14 protein-coding genes are annotated in these 20,419 nt (G+C 65.1%); 7 read left to right on the top strand and 7 right to left on the bottom strand.

The genetic code is table 11. From position 1 onward, the window contains the following. The first annotated feature begins 426 nt into the window (after positions 1 to 426). From RAD16_RS06795 to RAD16_RS06785, 3 genes are all read left to right on the top strand, one after another. Positions 427 to 3,276, top strand: a complete 2,850-nt coding sequence (locus RAD16_RS06795) for a beta strand repeat-containing protein (protein WP_458157107.1) — start codon at positions 427 to 429, stop codon at positions 3,274 to 3,276. A 155-nt stretch (positions 3,277 to 3,431) separates the two neighbouring features. Beyond that, positions 3,432 to 5,564: a type I secretion system permease/ATPase gene (locus tag RAD16_RS06790; RefSeq protein WP_458157106.1), complete on the top strand. Its 2,133-nt coding sequence runs from the start codon at positions 3,432 to 3,434 to the stop codon at positions 5,562 to 5,564. After that, a complete protein-coding gene (locus tag RAD16_RS06785) occupies positions 5,551 to 7,002 on the top strand; it encodes an HlyD family type I secretion periplasmic adaptor subunit (RefSeq protein ID WP_458157105.1) in 1,452 nt (483 codons plus the stop codon). The genes RAD16_RS06790 and RAD16_RS06785 overlap by 14 nt, the downstream gene beginning before the upstream one ends. A gap of 10 nt (positions 7,003 to 7,012) precedes the next feature. Here the strand turns inward: RAD16_RS06785 and RAD16_RS06780 are convergent, their stop codons facing one another. The 3 genes from RAD16_RS06780 to RAD16_RS06770 form a co-directional block, all read right to left on the bottom strand. Continuing rightward, positions 7,013 to 8,875, bottom strand: coding sequence for an ABC-F family ATP-binding cassette domain-containing protein (locus RAD16_RS06780; protein ID WP_458157104.1), 1,863 nt, complete (start codon positions 8,873 to 8,875; stop codon positions 7,013 to 7,015). Positions 8,876 to 8,921: 46 nt separating this feature from the next. Next, positions 8,922 to 9,095 carry a hypothetical protein gene (locus RAD16_RS06775; protein WP_458157103.1) on the bottom strand — a complete coding sequence of 58 codons (174 nt, stop codon included), beginning with the start codon at positions 9,093 to 9,095 and terminating at the stop codon, positions 8,922 to 8,924. Between the two features lie 218 nt (positions 9,096 to 9,313). Then, the gene (locus RAD16_RS06770) at positions 9,314 to 9,574 is read right to left on the bottom strand and encodes a sulfur globule protein precursor (RefSeq protein WP_326901600.1); all 261 of its coding nucleotides are present in this window, start codon (positions 9,572 to 9,574) and stop codon (positions 9,314 to 9,316) included. A 323-nt stretch (positions 9,575 to 9,897) separates the two neighbouring features. Between RAD16_RS06770 and ndk the strand changes: the two genes are divergently transcribed. The 4 genes from ndk to RAD16_RS06750 all read left to right on the top strand — a co-directional run bounded on the left by ndk (position 9,898) and on the right by RAD16_RS06750 (position 15,115). Then, positions 9,898 to 10,320 carry a nucleoside-diphosphate kinase gene (ndk, locus tag RAD16_RS06765; protein ID WP_458157102.1) on the top strand — a complete coding sequence of 141 codons (423 nt, stop codon included), beginning with the start codon at positions 9,898 to 9,900 and terminating at the stop codon, positions 10,318 to 10,320. Between the two features lie 45 nt (positions 10,321 to 10,365). After that, entirely contained in the window at positions 10,366 to 11,226 is an 861-nt protein-coding gene (locus RAD16_RS06760) for a TerC family protein (protein WP_458157101.1), read from the top strand. A gap of 566 nt (positions 11,227 to 11,792) precedes the next feature. Further along, positions 11,793 to 13,838, top strand: coding sequence for a TonB-dependent receptor (locus RAD16_RS06755; protein ID WP_458157100.1), 2,046 nt, complete (start codon positions 11,793 to 11,795; stop codon positions 13,836 to 13,838). Between the two features lie 86 nt (positions 13,839 to 13,924). Next, positions 13,925 to 15,115, top strand: a complete 1,191-nt coding sequence (locus RAD16_RS06750) for a PepSY-associated TM helix domain-containing protein (protein ID WP_458157099.1) — start codon at positions 13,925 to 13,927, stop codon at positions 15,113 to 15,115. Between the two features lie 85 nt (positions 15,116 to 15,200). On the opposite strand, the gene ppx is transcribed toward RAD16_RS06750, so the two are convergent. The 4 genes from ppx to RAD16_RS06730 all read right to left on the bottom strand — a co-directional run bounded on the left by ppx (position 15,201) and on the right by RAD16_RS06730 (position 20,369). Continuing rightward, positions 15,201 to 16,703 carry an exopolyphosphatase gene (gene ppx / locus RAD16_RS06745; RefSeq protein ID WP_458157098.1) on the bottom strand — a complete coding sequence of 501 codons (1,503 nt, stop codon included), beginning with the start codon at positions 16,701 to 16,703 and terminating at the stop codon, positions 15,201 to 15,203. Positions 16,704 to 16,718: 15 nt separating this feature from the next. Further along, the gene (locus RAD16_RS06740) at positions 16,719 to 18,908 is read right to left on the bottom strand and encodes an RNA degradosome polyphosphate kinase (RefSeq protein ID WP_458157403.1); all 2,190 of its coding nucleotides are present in this window, start codon (positions 18,906 to 18,908) and stop codon (positions 16,719 to 16,721) included. Between the two features lie 145 nt (positions 18,909 to 19,053). Then, positions 19,054 to 19,731, bottom strand: a complete 678-nt coding sequence (locus tag RAD16_RS06735; protein WP_458157097.1) for a chromosomal replication initiator DnaA — start codon at positions 19,729 to 19,731, stop codon at positions 19,054 to 19,056. A gap of 95 nt (positions 19,732 to 19,826) precedes the next feature. Beyond that, entirely contained in the window at positions 19,827 to 20,369 is a 543-nt protein-coding gene (locus RAD16_RS06730; RefSeq protein ID WP_458157096.1) for a CDP-alcohol phosphatidyltransferase family protein, read from the bottom strand. Positions 20,370 to 20,419: the final 50 nt, after the last annotated feature.

Below are 20,419 nucleotides of genomic sequence, written 5' to 3'. Positions count from 1 at the left end.
CGGCAGCGCATCACTGTCGTGCTGCGCTGCGTCCGGGGCACGAGAGATGCATATTGCGGTAAAATCGTAATTCTGAAATATCGAATCTTGATCTCAGCGGCAACCAGGTTCTGCCGCTCGAAGGGTTCGACGTTGCCGTGCATCAGCGTCAGGAGGGCGAGTGGTCTTGGAAGAAGCCCGGTTACTGTCACAACTTCATTTTTGAGCCGACCGCCGAAGCCGAGCAGCCTGCGAACGCGCGGGCCTGCAGTCTTCCCATCGTTGCGGCTCGCTGCTCCCAGCCGTCGCTCCCAAAACCGGCCCGGAGGAAATCTGGAGGAAATCTCCAGAATAATCACGCGTGTCTCAAGCAACGCTTCAAGAATGTCATGTTCGCGGCTGCTACGCATCGAGGGGAGGGGCTAGATCGGTCGAAGGATTATTTGGATGTCTATTACCTCCGTTTTTTCCCCGGTTACGGGGCAGCTCACTATTTTCGGCGACACCGCCAATAACGGCGTCGTGATCAGCCGCGACAAGTCCGGCCGCATCCTGATCAATAACGGGCACGTGAAGACGGTCGGCGGCGAACCCACCGTCGATAACACCAGCGGGATCGACATCTTCGGTCAGAGCGGTAACGACACCATCACCGTCAACGAATGCCACGGCCCGATGCCCGCGGTGCACATCTTCGGTGGCGACGGCAATGACAAGATCACCGGTGGCTCGGGCAACGACCTGCTGTTCGGGCAGGCCGGCGACGATGTGATCAAGGGCGGCGGCGGCAACGATTTGCTGTTCGGCGGCGCCGGCAACGACACGCTCGACGGCGGCAGCGGCGACAATCAGCTGTTCGGCGAAGCCGGCAACGATCTCATGATCTGGAATCCCGGCGGCGGCAGCAACGTCTTCGAGGGCGGTGACGGCAACGATACGGCGCAGGTCAACGGCAGCAATGACCCCGAGACATTCTCAATCACTGCGAACGGGACGCGCGTGCGGCTCGACGGCACGGGTGCGGCGCCATTCTCGCTGGACATCGGCACGACGGAGAATCTCGTGCTGCACGCCGGTGGCGGCGACGATGTCATCACTGCGGGCAACGGGCTCGCCAGCCTGATCTCGCTGACGCTCGATGGCGGCGCGGGCAACGACACGATCACCGGTGGGGACGGCAACGATCTCCTGATCGGCGGCTCCGGCAACGACATCGTCAATGGCGGGCGCGGCAACGACGTCGCCCAGCTCGGATCCGGTGACGACACCTTCATCTGGAATCCTGGCGACGGCAGCGATACCGTCGAAGGCGGATCGGGCAACGATAAGCTGTTGTTTAACGGCGCCAACATCAGCGAGAAGATCGACATCTCCGCCAATGGCGGCCGGGTGCGCTTCACCCGCGATGTCGCCAACATCACCATGGACCTCAACAGCATCGAGCAGATCGAGTTCGATGCGCGCGGCGGCGCCGACAACATCACCGTCGGCGATCTCACCGGGACCGGCGTCAAGCAGGTGCTGGTCGATCTCGCAGCCGTTCCCGGCGGCACGCAAGGCGACGGCGCGGCCGATACGGTGACCGTCAACGGCACCAACGGAGGCCAGCACATCGAGGTCACGGCCGTGGGCACGACCGTGACGGTGACCGGCCTGCCTGAGGTCGTGACCATTGCCAATGCCGAGGCGGCCAATGACCGGCTGGTGATCCAGGCGCTCGGCGGCAACGACGTCATCGATGCATCCGCGCTTGCTGCGGTGATCGGACTGACCCTCGACGGCGGCGCGGGCAACGACACCATCACCGGCAGCCAGGGCGCCGACACCCTGATCGGCGGTGACGGCAACGACATCGTCAATGGCGGACGCGGCAATGACGTGGCGCTTCTCGGTGCGGGCGACGACACTTTTACGTGGAATCCCGGTGACGGCAGCGACGTCGTCGAAGGCGGCACGGGAACGGATACGCTGGTGTTCAACGGCTCCAACGTGGCCGAGAACATGTCGATCTCGGCGAACGGAAGCCGTGCGCTTCTCACCCGTGACGTCGGCAATATCGTCATGGATCTCAACGGAATCGAGCATGTGCAGATCGCGGCAGCCGGCGGCGCCGACAACATCACCGTCAACGATCTGACCGGAACCGACGTCACGCAGGTCGCGATCGACCTCAGCGCCGGCCCCGGCAGCCAGAGCGGCGACGGCGCGGCGGACCGCGTGACCGTGAACGGCACCGCCGGTGACGACAACATCTCGGTCGTGACCTCCGGCGGATCGGTGGTGGTCAACGGCCTCGCGGCGCAGGTCACGATTGCGCATGCCGATGCCGGTGACGTGCTCAGCGTCAACGGCGGAGGCGGCAACGACGTCATCGACGCATCCGCGATCAAGGCGGGGCAGGCGATTAGCCTCAACCTCAATGGCGGCGACGGCAACGACACCATCACCGGCAGTGCCGGCAACGACTTCGTCAATGGCGGCCGCGGCAACGACGTCGCCAATCTCGGCGCGGGCGACGACACCTTCGTCTGGAACCCCGGCGACGGCAGCGACACCGTCGAAGGCGGCAAGGGCACCGACACGCTGGCATTCAACGGTGCCAACATCAGCGAGAACATCAACATCTCGGCCAATGGCGGCCGGGTGCTGTTCACGCGCGACGTCGCTGCCATCGCGATGGACCTCAACGGGGTCGAGCACATCAATTTCAATGCGCTCGGCGGGGCCGACAACATCACGGTCGGCGACCTCTCCGGCACCCGCGTGAACCAGATCAACCTCGACCTCGGCGCCAATGACGGCGCGGCCGATACCGTGACGATCAACGGAACCGACGGCAACGACGTCATCACCGTGACCGAGCACGACGGCATCATCACGGTGTCGGGGCTCGGCCAGGACATCAACATCACCGATGCCGGTGCGGGCGACAGGATCGTCATCAACGGCCTCGACGGCGACGATGTCATCACGGCCTCGGGCCTGCATGGCGGCATCCAGCTCGTCGCCAATGGCGGCAATGGCGACGACGTCCTGATCGGCAGTCCCGGCAACGACACGCTGATGGGTGGTGCCGGTGACGACGTGCTGATCGGCGGCGGCGGCCAGGACGTCCTCGACGGTGGCACCGGCAACAACGTCATCATCAACGGGGGCGGGGCGATGGCGGCCGCGATGCTGCTCAACCAGGCCATGGCCGCGAATCTCATCCCGGCCGGCGACGGTCACGGCGAGATGCCCATGCCCGATCCGCATACGGCGCAGACCCAGACGCTCGCTCCGCCACAGCACGCCTGACCGTAAGGCCAGATGGAATGGGCCTCGACTCGCGCGCCAACGGAGGTGCGTTCCCTCCCCCACAAGGGGGGAGGGAACGGTGAGAGCGCTGCTGTGGCCAAACTCGATTTGATCAAAAGCCATTCCGCCTAGCTGCTCCGGCCTGGAGAACGCTCATGACGACCAATGTGGTCTCGACCGATACGGGGCTCGACGCTCTCCTGACCTTGCTTCACCTGCAAGGCGTGGCCGCCGACCGCGACCAGCTCAGGCACCGGCTCGGTGCGGCAGGCTTCGGCGCAGCGGACATCGTCCGCTGCGCCAGGTCGCTCGGGCTCAAGGCTCGAACCTATCGCACGCAGTGGAGCCGCCTGCCGGGCAGCCCGCTGCCGGCGATCGCGATGCTGCGCGACGGCAGTTTCATGGTCATCGCAAAGGCGTCCGCCGACAAGGTGCTGGTGCAGTCGCCGCAGGCGCAGCGACCGGTGCTGATGGAGCGCGACGAATTGTGCGCGATCTGGGACGGCGGGCTGATCCTGATGACCCGGCGCGCCGGACTGTCGGACCTCGGGCGGCAGTTCGACATCACATGGTTCATCGGCGCGATCGGCAAATACCGGCGGCTGTTCGGCGAAGTGGTGGCGGCCTCGTTCTTCCTCCAGCTGTTCGCGCTGGTCTCGCCGTTGTTCTTCCAGGTCGTGATCGACAAGGTGCTGGTGCATCGCTCACTGTCGACGCTCGACGTCCTCGTCATCGGCCTCGTCGTGGTCTCGCTGTTCGACACCGTGCTCGGCATCCTGCGCAATTATCTGTTCGCGCATACCACCAACCGCATCGACGTCGAGCTGGGCGCGCGCCTGTTCCATCATCTGCTGGCGCTGCCGATGGCCTGGTTTCAGGCGCGGCGCGTCGGCGATTCCGTGGCGCGGGTTCGCGAGCTCGAGAACATCCGGAATTTCATCACCTCATCGTCGCTGACGCTGCTGATCGACCTGTTCTTCACCTCGGTGTTCCTGGCGGTGATGTTCGCCTATTCGCCGCTGATGACCTGCATCGTGCTGGCCTCGTTCCCGTTCTACATCGCGATCTCGGCGGTGGCGACGCCGCTGTTCCGCCGCAGGCTGGAAGACAAATTCCGCCGCGGCGCCGAGAACCAGGCGTTTCTGGTCGAAAGCGTGAGCGGCATCGAGACGCTGAAGGCGATGGCGGTCGAGCCGCAGATGCAGCGCCGCTGGGAAGAGCAGCTCGCCGGCTACGTCTCGGCGAGCTTTGGCGTCACCAGCCTCGGCAACACCGCAAGCCAGCTCGTGCAGTTCGTCAGCAAGGTCGTCACCGCCGCCATCCTCTATGTCGGCGCGCGGCTCGTGATCGGCGACGCATTGACCGTCGGCGAGCTCGTGGCCTTCAACATTTTTGCGGGCCGCGTGTCCGCGCCGGTGCTGCGGCTGGCGCAGGTCTGGCAGGATTTCCATCAGGCGCGGCTGTCGATCGCGCGGCTCGGCGACATCCTCAACAGCGCGGCGGAGCCGGCTTACTCCGCCGGCCGTGCCGGGCTGCCGCCGCTCCGCGGCAACATCCGCTTCGAGCACGTCGCGTTCCGCTACCGGCTCGACGGGCCTGAAATCCTGCATGACGTCTCGTTCGAGATTCCGGCGGGACAGACCGTCGGCATCGTCGGGTCGTCAGGTTCGGGCAAGAGCACCTTCGCAAAGCTGGTGCAGCGGCTCTATGTGCCGCAGGGCGGCCGCGTGCTGATCGACGGCATGGATCTCGTCATGACCGACCCGGCCTGGCTGCGCCGGCAGATCGGCGTGGTGCTGCAGGAGAACATGCTGTTCAACCGGTCGGTGCGCGACAACATCGCGCTCGCCGATCCGACCCTGCCGATGGACCGCATCATGGACGCCGCGAAGCTCGCCGGTGCGCATGACTTCATTCTGGAGCTTCCCGAAGGCTACGACACGGTCGTCGGCGAACGCGGCTCGACGCTCTCGGGCGGCCAGCGTCAGCGCATCGCGATTGCCCGCGCACTGGTGACCAATCCGCGCATCCTGATCTTCGACGAGGCGACCAGCGCGCTCGATTACGAGAGCGAGCGGATCATCCACGACAACATGAAGGAGATCGCGAAGGGCCGCACCGTCCTGATCATCGCGCATCGTCTCTCCACGGTCCGCGGCGCCGACCGCATCGTCACGCTGGAGCGGGGACGTCTGGTCGAGGACGGCACCCATGAGGCGCTGATCAAGACCGGCGGCCGCTACGCGGCGCTGCATCGTCTGCAGGGAGGGATCTATGAGGTCGGCTAGCGCAGCTCAGGCCGCCCGGCCGGAGCCAACCGTCGTTCCCTTCAAGAAGCCGGCGCCGCGCCGCGCGGAGGAGATCGCCTTCCTGCCGGCGGCGCTGGAGATCACCGAGACGCCGCCGTCGCCGATCGGCCGCGCCATTGCGATCGCCCTGATGCTGCTGGTCTGTACTGCGCTCGCATGGGCGGCCTTGGGTACGATCGACATCGTGGCCTCCGCGACCGGCAAGGTGGTGTCGAGCGGACGCAGCAAGGTGGTGCAGCCGTTCGAGACCGGCGTGGTGCGCGCCATCCACGTGCAGGACGGGCAGGCGGTCAAATCCGGCGATGTGCTGATCGAGCTCGATCCGACCGTGAATGCCGCCGAGCGCGACCGGCTGCACGACGACCTCATGGCCGAACGTCTCAACATCGCGCGCCTCCGCGCCGCGCTGATGGCGGGCGAAGATGGGGCCACCGATCTCGTTCCGCCCGCGGAGGCCGATCCCTTGCTGGTCGCGACGCAGCGGCAGCTTCTGACGAGCCAGGTCGGCGAGCATCGCGCCAAGCTCGCTGCGCTGACGCGCCAGGAGGCGCAGAAGGAGGCCGAGCATCAGACCATCGCGGCGACGATCCACAAGCTGGATGCGTTGCTCCCCGTGACCCAGCAGCGCGTCGACATCCGCAAGACGCTGATGGAGAAGGAGATCGGCTCGAAGCTGACCTATTACGAGACGCTCCAACTCCAGATCGAGCAGCAGGAGGAGCTTGGTGTTCAGCGCAGCCGCCTGAAGGAGGCCGAGTCGGCGGTCGCGGCGATCCGCGAGACTCGGACCCAGGCCGTGGCCGAATATCGCAAAAACCTGTCCGACGATCTCGCCAAGAGCGAGCAGAAGGCCAATGGTGTCGCGCGCGATCTGATCAAGGCGCAGCAAAGGACGAAGCTCCAGCAATTGACGTCACCGGTCGACGGTGTCGTGCAGCAGCTTGCGGTCCACACCGTCGGCGGCGTCGTCACGCCCGCGCAGTCGCTGCTCGTGATTGTGCCGTCGGATACACGGCTCGAGGTCGAGGCGATGATCTCCAACCGCGATATCGGCTTTGTCGAGGCCGGGCAGGGCGCCGCCATCAAGATCGACACCTTCAACTTCACCCGCTATGGCCTCTTGGAGGGACGCGTGCTGAGCGTCTCGCAGGACGCCATCATCCGCGACCGTCCCCCGGAGCGTGGTGATCGCGCGCCCGCGACGCAGCGCGACAGCAGCGAGCCCAATGGGCAGGAGCTGAGCTACAGCGCCCGCATCGCGCTCGACCGCACCCAGATGCAGGTGGACGACCGCCTCGTCAGCCTGTCCCCGGGCATGGCTGTGACGGTGGAGATCCGGACCGGCTCGCGCACGATCCTGAGCTATTTGTTGTCGCCATTGCAGCGCTACCGGCACGAGATCATGCGGGAACGCTAGGGATTGCTGGTTAGCCCGCGGCTTCGTCGAACTGCGTGCTGGCTTCCAGCCACAGCTCTTCCGCCCGCGCCAGTGCGTCGGCGGCGTTCGCACGCGCCTTCGAGAGCTGCGCCGCTTGCTTGGGATCGCGCGTAAAAATGTCGGGCAAAGCGAGTGCCGTGTCGATCTTGGCGATGATGTCGGTGACGCGGGCGATCTCGCTTTCGGCTTCCGCGATGCGCTTCTTCAGCGAGCCGCGATTGTCCGACTTCGGGCGCTGCGGCTTTTCGCTCGGCGCGTTGCGCTCGCGCGGGGCGGGTTCGGTATTGCGCGCCGACAGAATGAGGCGACGGTATTCGTCGAGATCGCCGTCATAATTGGTGACGGTGCGGTCGGCGACGATCCACAGCCGGTCGGCGCAGGCCTCGATCAGATAGCGATCGTGCGACACCATGATGACCGCGCCGGGGAATTCGTTGATCGCTTCGGCGAGCGCGGCGCGGCTGTCGATGTCGAGATGGTTGGTCGGCTCGTCCAGGATGATCATGTTGGGGCCGAAGAAGGTCGCAAGGCCCAGCAGCAGCCGTGCCTTCTCGCCGCCCGAGAGCTTTCCGACCTTGGTGTCGGCCGCCTTGCCGGAGAAACCGATCGCGCCTGCGCGGCCGCGCACTTTCGCTTCGGGCGCATCGCCCATCAGCTTGCGGACGTGGTCGTAGGCGGAGGCGTCCTCGTTCAGCTCGTCGAGCTGGTGCTGCGCGAAATAGGCGATCGACAGCTTGTCCGCGCGCGTCACCTTGCCGGAGAACGGCGCGAGGCGTCCGGCGAGCAGTTTGACCAGCGTCGACTTGCCGTTGCCGTTGGCGCCGAGGAGGGCGATGCGGTCGTCATTGTCGATGCGCAAGGTGACGCGGCCGAGCACCGGCGTTGCCGGATCGTAGCCGACGGAGGCGTTGTCCACCGCGATGATCGGCGGCGACAGGATCTTCTCCGGCGCGGGGAAGGTGATCTCGCGCACGTCCTCGGTGACCAGCGCCGTGATCGGCTTCAACCGCTCCAGCATTTTGACGCGTGATTGGGCCTGCCGGGCTTTCGAGGCCTTGGCCTTGAAGCGATCGACGAAGGATTGCAGGCGCGCGCGCTCGGCCTCCTGGCGCTTGACGGCCTTGGCATCGAGCAGCTCGCGCGCGGCGCGCTGCTCCTCGAACGAGGAATAGGTGCCCTTGTAGAGCGTGAGCTTGCCGCGCTCCAGATGCAGGATCTGGTCGACCGAGCTTTCCAGGAGATCGCGGTCATGGCTGATCACGATCACCGTGCGCGGATAATGCGCGAGGTGATCCTCCAGCCACAGCGTTCCCTCGAGGTCGAGATAGTTGGTGGGCTCGTCGAGCAGCAGGAGGTCGGGAGCCGCGAACAGCGTCGCGGCCAGCGCAACGCGCATGCGCCAGCCGCCGGAGAATTCGGCGCAGGGGCGGAGCTGATCGGCGGCGGAGAAGCCGAGGCCGGACAGGATCGCAGCCGCCCGGCTCGGCGCCGAATGGGCGTCGATGTCGACGAGGCGGGTCTGGATCTCGGCGATCCGGTGCGGGTCGGTCGCGCTCTCGGCTTCGTGAAGCAGCGCGTCGCGTTCGAGATCGGCCTTGAGCACGACGGAGATCAGGGTTTCCGGCCCGTTCGGGGCTTCCTGCGCGAGGCTCCCCACGCGCCAGCGCGGCGGCAGCGTCACCGAGCCGTGCTCGGCCGCGAGCTCGCCCCGGATCACCTTGAACAGGGTCGATTTGCCGGTGCCGTTGCGTCCGACCATGCCGACGCGCGATCCGGGCGTGATCTGCACGGAACTCTGGTCAATCAGAAGGCGTCCGGCGAGGCGGATGGAGAGGTCGGTAATGGACAGCATGCGGCCTTGTCACCGCACGCGGGATCAAACGCAACCCGATTTTTCGTCAGTGCGATTCGCGCTCGCGCTGCTTCAGCTCGTTGAGGAGCTGCTCCAGATGGGTCGGGAGCCGGGGTTCGGGGCGCAGGCTCTGCTGGAGCCGTTCGCCCACGGCATCGCAAATCGAGCGGCTGGTGCGCCGGTCGATCTGCTCGCTGTCATTGGCAAAAGGGCCAGCCATCGCAGGGGTTCCGTGTTCTCAAAATAAAGACACGATACTAAGTCCCTGGCCCCCAAAATGGTTTCGCCGGTTGTCGGGGACACCGGGGATTCTAGTAAAAATTGGATGAATTCGTCGTATCGGCCGAAATACAAAGCCCCGGCGCAGGGGGGAACGCCGGGGCTTCGCATGGAAGGTACCCTGGGGGAAAGGTACCTATGGATAAGGTGCTGTCGGGCTCAGTAGCAGCGGTTGATCAGCCGCCAGCGGGGTCCCCAGGGGGTCGGGACCAGCCGGCGCACGTAGCAGCCGCCATAACCGTAGGAGACGGGAGCGGCATAGAAGCGCGGTCCGCCCCAGCCGTAGCCACCGTGGTGCCAGCCGCCACCGCCGCCGTGCCAGCCCCAGCCGCCATGCCAGTGAGCGGAGGCGGAGGTCGGTGCCAGCGCGGCACCCAGCGCGACCGCGGCGACAGCGGCAAGCGAAAGTTTCCTCAACATGGTGATCTCCTCAAAACTGCCGGCGCGGGGCTATCGCGTCGATGGAAAGGCCGCCGAAACGGTCCACCTCGCCAGGAGGCTTTGGTTTCGATAGGCCCAACCTTACGCCAGCGAGGCTGAACCAAAGGCTGAATGGAGGCTTCAGATTGGGTTCATCTGGGTGAAATCTCGGTAATCCATGACTAGGTACGGCAAGGGCCGCCTGCGGCGAAGCGCCCGTGGGCGGGCCGTGGCGGTCGCTTGGCGGTCGCTTGCCGTCCGGCGGCAGCGCCGATATAAGCCCCGCAACTCGCAAATCACCGCTTCTTCTCAAGGACAAGATTATGGCCCTCGAACGCACTTTCTCGATCATCAAGCCCGATGCGACCGCGCGTAACCTGACCGGTGCGGTCAACGCCGTGATCGAGAAGGCTGGCCTGCGCATCGTCGCGCAGAAGCGCATCCGCATGACCAAGGAACAGGCCGAGACCTTCTATGCCGTCCACAAGGCCCGCCCGTTCTTCGGCGAGCTCGTCGAGTTCATGACCTCGGGCCCGGTCGTGGTCCAGGTGCTGGAAGCCGAGGACGCCATCGCCAAGTACCGCGACACCATGGGCGCGACCGATCCGTCGAAGGCGGCCGACGGCACCATCCGCAAGCTCTACGCCAAGTCGATCGGCGAGAACTCTGCGCACGGTTCGGACGCCCCGGAGACCGCCGCGATCGAGATCGCGCAGTTCTTCTCGGGCAACGAGATCGTCGGCTGATCCGTCAGCCGATCAGTTGATATCGACGGGGGATAAGGACTCATTGTGAACTGGCTCTTGCAGATCTTCGATCCCGCTATGATCGGGGCATTCTTCACCCAGTTCCGCAATGAGATGGCCGAACCGACCTTCTGGATTGCGGTCGGCAAGATCATCTGGATCAACATCCTCCTCTCCGGCGACAATGCGCTGGTGATTGCGCTTGCCTGCCGCGGCCTCAAGCCGCGGCATCGGCTGTGGGGCATGATCTTCGGTGCCGGCGCGGCCGTGCTGCTGCGGATCATCTTCACCGGCATCGTCGCGAGCCTGATGGAGCTGCCGTATCTCAAGCTCGTCGGCGGTCTCGCGCTGATCGTGATCGCGGCGAAGCTTCTGGTTCCCGAACAGGAAGACGAGGAGGGCGTCGAGTCCGCCTCGCATCTGTGGCAGGCGGTGCAGATCGTCGTCGTCGCCGACATCGTCATGAGTCTCGACAACGTCATCGCGGTCGCGGCTGCCGCCAATGGCAGCGTGCCGCTGCTGATCCTCGGCCTTGCCATCAGCGTGCCCCTGATCGTCGCCGGTGCGGCGCTGATCATGGCGCTGCTCGCAAAGCTTCCGGTCCTGGTGTGGGCCGGTGCCGCGCTGCTCGGCTGGATCGCGGGCGAGGTGATCGCGACCGATCCCGGCATTGCGCCGAAGCTGCACACGCTGTTCGACGGCCCGTTCGGCGCCTCGCTGGACAACATGCTCGGCGCACTTCGCATCCCGCCGCAGTTCGGTCATGGCGGCGGTGGCGGCGAATATCTCTGCGCAGCGCTCGGCGTCGTCGTCGTGCTGGTCGTCGGCTCCATCTGGCGCCGGCGCAGCCTCAGCCAGGCCGCGCTCGAATCCTCCGAGCGCCACGCCAAGGCGTCGGCGGAGTAACCTCGACTGCACGATCAGCTTTGCTTCGCTCGCCCTGTGAGGAGAGGCGAGCGCGTTGCTGACGTGTGCGTCGTGCCAGCAGGCCAAATCCTTCCGTCGAGTGATAGGACGCGGTGCGGCCAGGCGTCGCACGCGATGGCATGCCGTCGCAGCCATCGCGCGATTTAGAGTTTGTCTCATTATAAACTACTGAAAACAAAGGGTGTTTTCGTTGACTCGGGAACGCCTCCCACGGCACGTCGCTCCGATCTTCATGTATCAAATCGGAAGCTGGTACGATGCCGTCGAGAGTCATTCGCCGTCCCTTTGCTGTTCTTGCCTCTCGCCTCAGAGCACATCTGACGTGCTCTCGCCCGACGGCTTTCGCGGCCTCTGTGGTTTCCATCGCCTTGTTCAGCGACGGCGTCCTGCAACGGACCAGTGCTCAAAGCGCCACGCCGGAGAGTTCGACGACCTTGCCGGCCGTGACAGTCACTGCCGAAGCGCCGAAGCCGCGTGCACGCCCGCGTCCCAACCTAGGTCGTAGGGTGGGCCGCCAAACTGCTCCCGCGAACGAGCGGACCAGGATGCAGGCGGACGCGACCCCGGCAGCCGAGCGGCGCGGCGCGCTTCCGCCCTCCTACTCAGGTGGGCAGGTGGCCCGCGGAGGCCAGATCGGCCTGCTGGGCAACAAAGATTTCATGGACACGCCGTTCAACATCACGAGTTACACGGCGAAGAAGATCGAAGACCAACAAGCCAGCACGGTCGCCGACGTCGTCAGCAACGATCCTTCGGTCCGCTTCACGGGTCAGACCGGTGGCATTCTCGACTCGTTCTTCATTCGCGGTTTTCCGATCGGCGAGGGGAATGTCGGGGAGATTGCCTTCAACGGCGTCTATGGCGTTGCACCGAACTACCGTGTGTTCACCGATTACGTCGAACGGATCGAAATCATCAAAGGCCCGACGGCGCTGCTTTACGGCATGGCGCCAAACGGCAGCGTCGGTGGCACCATCAACATCGTTCCGAAGCGGGCCTCGGATGTCGACCTCACGCGGGTTACGACCGACTACGCGACGAATTCGCAGTTCGGCACGCACCTCGACGTGAGCCGACGGTTCGGCGCGAACCGCGAATTCGGAATTCGTGTCAATGGCAGCTACCACAATGGCGATACTCCGCAGGACAACCAGAGCCGGGAAGCGCATGTCGGCTCCGCCGCGTTCGATTATCGCGGTGAGAAGTTCAGGGCCTCGCTCGACTTCATCGATCAGGACGAAAAATTCGATGCCCCGGCGAGGCCGTTCCTGGTTGCAACGGGAGTAGCTGTCCCGACCGCTCCGGTCGGGCGACGCAATGTGACCCAGGCCTGGGAATGGTCCAAGGTTCACGATAATTCGCTGCTGGCGCGCGCCGAGTACGACGTGACGGACTCCGTGACGGTGTTCGCCGATGGAGGTGGCGGTAGGACCCAGGTCGATCGTCTGTTTGGTACGCCGACGATCCTGAATGCGGCTGGAGACACCACGTCGACACCGGGACACTTCAAGTTCGACATCGACAGGAACGTGGCCGACGCCGGCGTGCGCGCCCGGTTCGAAACCGCCGCGATCAGTCACGTCGTGACCTTCCAGGGGAGTTACTATACCGATCAATTGTATCGAGGCTCCGTGTCCGGGACGCCGGTTCTGTCCAACATCTATGCGCCGATCGCCCGTGCCGAACAGCTCGTTGCGGCTCCCGCGACCGTGCCGAAGCTTTCGGACACCGAATTGACCGGCCTTGCACTGGCCGACACGTTGTCGGTCTTCCAGGAGCGCGTTCAGCTGACCGTGGGCGTCAGGCAACAGGGCGTCAAGTCGAACAACTACAACACCACCACAGGGGCAGTTACCGCTGCCTACGATCAGACTGCGTTCACGCCGATGGTCGGCCTTGTCGTCAAACCCTGGAGCAACGTTTCCCTGTACGCCAACTACATCGAAGGGCTCAGCAAGGGTGACGTCGCACCGACGACGGCGACCAATCAAGGAGAAGTCCAGGCGCCTTATCTCAGCAAGCAGCACGAGGCAGGCGTCAAGGTCGATTTCGGCATGCTGGCCACGACGATCAGTCTGTTCGAGATCACCAAGCCGTCGGGACAATTGGGGGCCGACAAGGTCTTCCGGGCCGATGCCGAGCAGCGCAATCGCGGCGTGGAATTCACCGTGTTTGGAGAACTGCAGCCGGGCATTCGCGTGCTTGGCGGCGTGACGCTGATCGACCCTGAACTCACGAAGTCGAGCACGCCATCCAATCTCGGCAAGACGCCGATCGGCGTGCCCCAGGTGCAGGCGAACCTGTCCGCCGAATGGGACACCCCGTTCGCGCCCGGACTGACGCTGGTCGCAAACACCATCTATACCGGACATCAATATCTGGATGCAGCAAACACGCAGCTCGTTCCGGCCTGGACTAGGCTCGACCTCGGAGCCCGCTACACCACACGCATCAACAACCGGCCCGTCACGCTCCGGGCCCTGGTCCAAAACGTGTTCGATACCAATTACTGGTCGGGCGTGGCGAGCTTCTCCGCCTTGTCGCAAGGCGTTCCGCGAACCCTGCTTTTGTCGATGTCCACGGATTTCTAAGCCGGGCCGCGTTCGACGCACGCGCAATGCTGTCGTTGTGCGTGCCGAACGTCACTGAGACCAAACGCCGACTGCGGGTGCTCTGAATGGATGAAACGATCGGGGCACCGCGACGGGCTGGCTCTGTGCCGGCGCGTTGCAAAGCGCGGTCCGGACGCGTGCGGCGTGCGATCCTGTGGGCTCATCGATGGCTCGGATTGATCGGCGGGGCCGTCGTGGTGCTGATAGGCCTTACCGGAAGCTTCATCGTCTTCTACCGGGAAATCGACGTCGCTTTGAACCCGGCGCTTTATGCACCCGCTGGCCCGGACCAAAGAGTGACCGTGACCGAGGTGATGCGCGCGGCAGCGGCTGCGGATACGGCGCCGATTTCCACTATCCTGGCCCCGGATCGGACCTGGCCGGTTTGGGTGGTGATACACACGCATGAAACCCAGAGAGGTCGCTACCCGAACCGTTGGACGACCATGGTTGATCCTTCGAATGGGAAGGTGCTCGGGCGGCGTGACTACGTCAACGCGTTCGCGCTCAAGGTCTATCGTTTCCACTACACGCTGCTGCTTTATGAGTGGTGGGGCAAGGAACTGGTTGGCCTGGTCGGGTTCATGCTGCTCGGCTTGGCCCTGTCGGGCCTATTCCTGTGGTGGCCGCGGTCGGGCCGATTCTGGCGATCGGTAACAGTGCGCACCGACGTTTCCCGTCTTCGATTTGTTTGCGACCTCCATGCCGCGACCGGCTTTTGGGCGCTGTTGGCACTCACGGGGATCGCGATCACCGGTGTCGGGATCATTTTTTCCGACGTCGTGCGTCCGATCGTTGCCCTGGTGTCGCAGCCCACACCTGACCCGGGGCCCCACATCGACATGCCGCCTGCCACGGGCACGCCGCTGCTCTCACCTGATGCGATCATGCAAAGCGCGGAAGCGGCCAAGCCGGGCAGGGCCGTCGCCATGCTGAATCCACCGACCGAAACGCGCAACACGTGGCGCGTGCAGTTCCGGGCCGACGGCGCAGATCCGGCCGTGCGTGCAAGGGGGGCGATCTGGCTCGATCCATGGAATGGCGCGGTGGTGCACGATCGCACCTCGAGCGCCATGACGATGGGCGATCGCTATTTGGCCGAACAGCTCTGGCTGCACAACGGCGCGGCGTTCGGCCTAGCGGGACGTCTGCTGGTGTTCGCAGCCGGCTTCGCGCCTCTTGTCCTGTTCATCAGCGGGTGGATCGTGTGGCTCAAGAAGCGTCCGGGGCGGATCAGGGCCAGCTCGCTCGTCTAAAGCGCGATGAGATCAGGATGAATCGTCATCGCGCTTTAGGCATGATCTTTCCGGAGAACCGCTGCGCACTTTTCCGGATCATGCTCTAGCGCCGGACGATCGAGCCGGCGCGGCTGACGAGGCGGGCGAGCTGGCGGAAGCGGCTGCCGACGCGGTCGGCGACGAGGTCGCCGAGGCGATGCTCGAAGACCAGCATCAATTTGCGTCCCTGGCTGCGGAAATGCGTGGCGGGCAGGACGCCCGGCCGTGCCGCCGAGATCAGATGCGCGACGCGGAACGCTGCGCCCAGCATGCGTGCGCGTTCGAGCTGGGCCGGCGTCAGCAGTTCCTGCATGGTCGCCGGCGGCTGGTTTTCCTCGGAAAGGCCCGCATAGCGGTAGAACACGGACAGGCCGACGAAGGCGCGCTCGGTGTGGGTGATCGCGCCGAAATTGGCGTTGACGACCAGGCTCAGCGTCTGCTCGCCGCGATGGTCGGGGTGGACGCGCCAGCCGATGTCGGAGAGCAGGCAGGCGGTGTGGCGCAGGCGGCGGTCTTCCTCGGTCTCGCGCAGCTTCACCACGCGCACCAGGCGATCGGTCCAGGCGATCAGCTCGCGGGCGTGCTTGGCCGAGCGTGACAGCAGCTCGTTGAGCTCTTCCGCCGCGCAGATCAGGCCGTCCTTGTTGCGCTCGGACTCCGACAGCTTCTCGTGCAGCAGGCCCTCGCGCACGCCGAAGGTCGAGAACACGATGGTCTTCGGCTTGGCGACGCGGATGATGTGCTCGAGCACCAGCGCCGCATAGGTGAGGAGCGGGCGGCGGGCATCGGCGACGCTCTCGATGTCGGCGAGCATGCCGGCGGCCGCCAGACGCCGCAGGCGGCGGGAGAAGTCGAGCGCTTCGGCCGCTGTGATCGAGTAGCCATGCATCACCTGCAGCGGATAGCCGCTCTGGATGATGTGGATGCGCGCGAGTGCGCGCCAGGTGCCGCCGACGGCATAGAAGGTGCGGCCGCGGCCGGCGGTGAGGAGCTCAACCTCGTCGATCTCCTCGCGCACGATGCGGTCGGCGCGCTTGAGCGATTTGTGCGCGAGGTCCTGCAGCGCGAGGCCGCCGAGCGGCAGCGTCACGCCGCTGCGCACGGCGTTCCTGCGCACGTCGATCAGTTCGAGCGAGCCACCGCCGAGATCGCCGACGATGCCGTCAGGATGATGGATGCCGGAGATCACGCCGAGCGCCGACAGCCGCGCCTCGCGCGGGCCTGACAGGATCTCGATCTTCACGGCGCAGATGCGCTCGGCCTTCGCAATGAAGTCGGGGCCGTTGGAGGCATCGCGGCAGGCCGCGGTCGCAATCGCGAACACGCGGCCGACCTGCATGACGCGGCACAGCGCGCGAAAACGCTTCAGCGACGTCAGCGCCTTGTCGACGGCATCGGGCGCGAGCAGGCCCGTGCTCTGCACCTCGCGCCCGAGGCCGCACAGCGTCTTCTCGTTGAAGATCGGGATGAGGCTCCGCGTCAGCCCTTCGTAGACGACGAGACGGACCGAGTTGGAACCGATGTCGATGACCGCGACGCTCGCGCCACGCTTGCGCGGCCGCTTCACGTCCACGATCCCGGATCAGGAAGGATGACGTTCACTACGGCGCGTGAGACGGCGCGGCGAGGATTCCTTGAGCGACTTTCCACGGCCAGACAGACTCGGATTTGTCATGAAGTAGTTGTGCACGTTGAAAGGCTCCTCGCCCTTCGCGGCCTTCATACGCGTTGAGGACCCGTCCGGCAACAATTGCCAGCTCTGCTCATTGTCCTTCAGATTCGCGACCATGATCTGTTCGAGAACCTGCTGATGCACCGTGGGATTTTGCAGCGGACACAGCACCTCGACGCGGCGGTCGAGGTTGCGCGGCATCATGTCGGCCGACGAGATATACACAGCCGCTTTCGCGCTCGGCAGGCCCTGGCCCATGCCGAAGCAGTAGATTCGGCCGTGTTCCAGGAATCGCCCGATGATCGACTTGACGCGGATATTTTCCGACAGTCCGGGAATACCCGGACGTAGGCAGCAGATACCGCGCACCACCAGCTCGACCTGCACGCCGGCCTGCGAGGCCTCGTAGAGCGCGTCGATGATGTCGGGGTCGACCAGCGCATTCATCTTCATCCAGACCGCACCGGCACGGCCGTGCCGTGCATGCGCGGTCTCGCCCTGGATGTGCTCGATGATGCGCTTGCGCAAGGTCAGCGGCGACACCGCCATCTTTTCCAGATCGCTCGGCGCGGCATAGCCGGTGATGAAGTTGAACACGCGCGCGGCGTCGCGGCCGATGGTCGGATCCGAGGTGAAGTAGGAGAGGTCGGTATAGATGCGCGCGGTGACCGGGTGATAGTTGCCAGTGCCGGTGTGGACGTAGGTCGTGAGGCTGCCGCCTTCACGACGCACCACCATCGAGAGTTTTGCGTGCGTCTTCAGCTCGAGGAAGCCGTAGACGACCTGTACGCCGGCGCGCTCGAGGTCGCGCGCCCAGCGGATGTTGGCTTCTTCGTCGAAGCGCGCCTTCAGCTCGATCAGAGCGGTAACGGACTTGCCGGCTTCGGCGGCCTCCGCAAGCGTACGCACGATCGGCGAGTTGTTGGAGGTGCGGTAGAGCGTCTGCTTGATCGCGACGACATCGGGATCGCGCGCGGCCTGCTGCAGGAACTGCACGACGACGTCGAAGGATTCATAGGGGTGATGGACGACGAGATCCTTCTGCCGAATCGCAGCAAAAATGTCGCCGCCATGCTCGCGCACGCGCTCGGGATGACGCGGCACGTAGGGGGTGAATTCGAGATCGGGCCGGTCGAGCCGGGTGAGCTGCGAGAGCTCGTTCATGGCGAGCACGCCGTCCACGAGGAACACCTCGTCGTCGGCAGCCGACAGCGCATGCTGCACGAAACTGCGCAGCTCCTCGGGCATCTTGGCGTCGATCTCGAGCCGGATCACCGACCCACGGCGGCGGCGCTTCAGCGCGGTCTCGAACAGGCGGACGAGGTCTTCGGCCTCTTCCTCGATTTCGAGCTCGGAGTCGCGGATGATGCGGAAGGCGCCCTGGCCCTGGAGATTGTAGCCGGGGAACAGGCGGTTGATGAACAGGCCAGTCGCCTGCTCCAGCGAGATCAGGCGGACCTTGCCTTCGGCGGGCAGGCGGATGAAACGGTCGATCTTGCCGGGCATGCGGATCAGCGCGTTCATCTGCTTGCCGTCGGCCTCGCGCGTGAGCTGGAGCGCGATTGTGAAGCCGAGGCTCGGGATGAACGGGAAGGGGTGGGCCGGGTCGATCGCCAGCGGCGTCAGCAATGGGAACACGTTGTTGAGGAAGTAGTCCTCGATCCAGGTCCTTTCCGCCTTGGTGACGTCCTTGCCGTCCACCAGCACGATGCCGGCGCCGGCGAGGCTGCCGCGCAGATCGGCCCAGATCGCCTGCTGGTCGCTGGCAAGCTGTGAGACGGTGCGGTTGATCAGCGCGAGCTGCTCGGACGGTGTCAGGCCATCGGGGGCGCGCTCGGCAATGCCCTCGCGCACCTGGGCCTTGATGCCGGCGACGCGGACCATGAAGAACTCGTCGAGGTTATTCGCCGAAATCGACAGGAAACGCACCCGCTCCAGGAGGGGGTGGCTGGGATTGACCGATTCCTCAAGGACGCGCCGGTTGAAATGCAGCCAGGACAGCTCGCGGTTGATGAATCGCTCGGGGCTCGATGCAATCGCCGGCAGGCTCTCGACTTCCGAGGGTTTTTCTTTAGTTTCAACAGCTTGCGCGGAATCCATCAGAAGTCGGTCCATCCAGTTCGCCCCAATTTGCGGCTTATGCGCAAAACCGCCGGGAGCATGTGTTAGTCCGATGACGTTTCGATGACATTGATGTTCCGCCGCCGCGCCGCGTCAAGCGGCCCTTAGGGGCAGAACAGGCGGGTCAGGCGTCCCGCAGCAGCTCGGCGGCCAGCGCCCGAGTGACGGGGCGGCCGAGCCTGAGGGCCTCGCCGTCGAGCAGTTCGACGGCCTGCCGTGCCGCCGCCGAGGATCGCTCCAGGCGGGTGGCGAGGTAGCTGACCACGCTTTCGTCCACGGAAAGCTGGCGGTCGGCGCAGAATTTGACGATCAGGCCGCGGAAGAGCTGGTCGTCGGGCGGCAGCAGCGCCACCGCCGGCAGGGCGCGCAGGCGCGAGCGCAGGTCGCGCAGGTCGATCTCGAGCGAGGCCGGCACCTCGCGGCCCGTGAACAGGACGTAGGCGCCGTCCTCCCGGGCGAGGTTCATGAGGTGGAACAGGGCGCGCTCGTCAAAATCCTTTGCCTTGAGATCCTCGACCACCAGCGCGCCGGTGGCGAGGGCGCCCGGAACGCCTGCGGCGGTCAGCGCATTGGCCGTGGTCGAGCGGGCCCCGGCCTCCTCGGCCCAGATCGCTGCGAGATGGCTCTTGCCGCTGCCCTCGGGGCCGGCCAGCCACATGATCCGGTTCGGCCATTCCGGCCAGCCGTCGATCAGGGCAAGGCCGGCGGCATTGGCGGGGCCTTCGAGGAAATTGTCCCGGCTGAGGCTTTCCGCGTGCGGAAGCGAGAACGCCAATTGTCGGGGGTGAACGCGGCCTGCCACGCTAGCTCTGCTCCATGCCGGCGCGCGCCGGCTTCGTTGAAAGAGATTCGATTTCATCGAGCGGGACTTGGCCTTTTGCAGGGCCGCATCACCTCTCATTTGGCCTCGATCGTGCTCATGTGCCTCAGCCACTCGACGAGGTAGAGCGACACCGAGGAGAGCGTGAAGATCGTGACAAAGCCCATCAGGACAGTGTCATAGGGCGCCGGCTTGAAGCCGAAGGCAAGGGAGGCCAGCACCAGGGCGGCGTAGGCGACCTGGGCGGCTGTGTTTAGCTTGGATACTTTCGACGGCTTCATCTCGACGGGCTTGTCGAACAGCCAGGATACGATCACGGCTGTCACGATCATGATGTCGCGCGACACCACCAGGATGACGATCCAGCGCGGGATGTCGCCCCAGATGCCGAGCGCGAGGTAGATCGACACCAGCAGCGCCTTGTCGGCGAGCGGGTCGAGCAGGGCGCCGAGCTCGCTGGTCATGTTGAAGCGCTTGGCCAGGAAGCCGTCCACGGCGTCGCTGATGCCGGCGATCAGGAAGACGGCGAACGCCACCTCCATTTGGCTCGACACGATGGCCCAGACGATGATCGGGACCAGCAGGATGCGGCCCAGGGTTATGATATTCGGAATACTCACACGGCGCTTCCCGGCACCCGGCCTGACCTCGAATCCGGCCCCCTGGGAGG

It is taken from the genome of Bradyrhizobium sp. 18BD (assembly GCF_054185225.1).
This window is presented reverse-complemented; position numbering and strand designations above follow the sequence as displayed.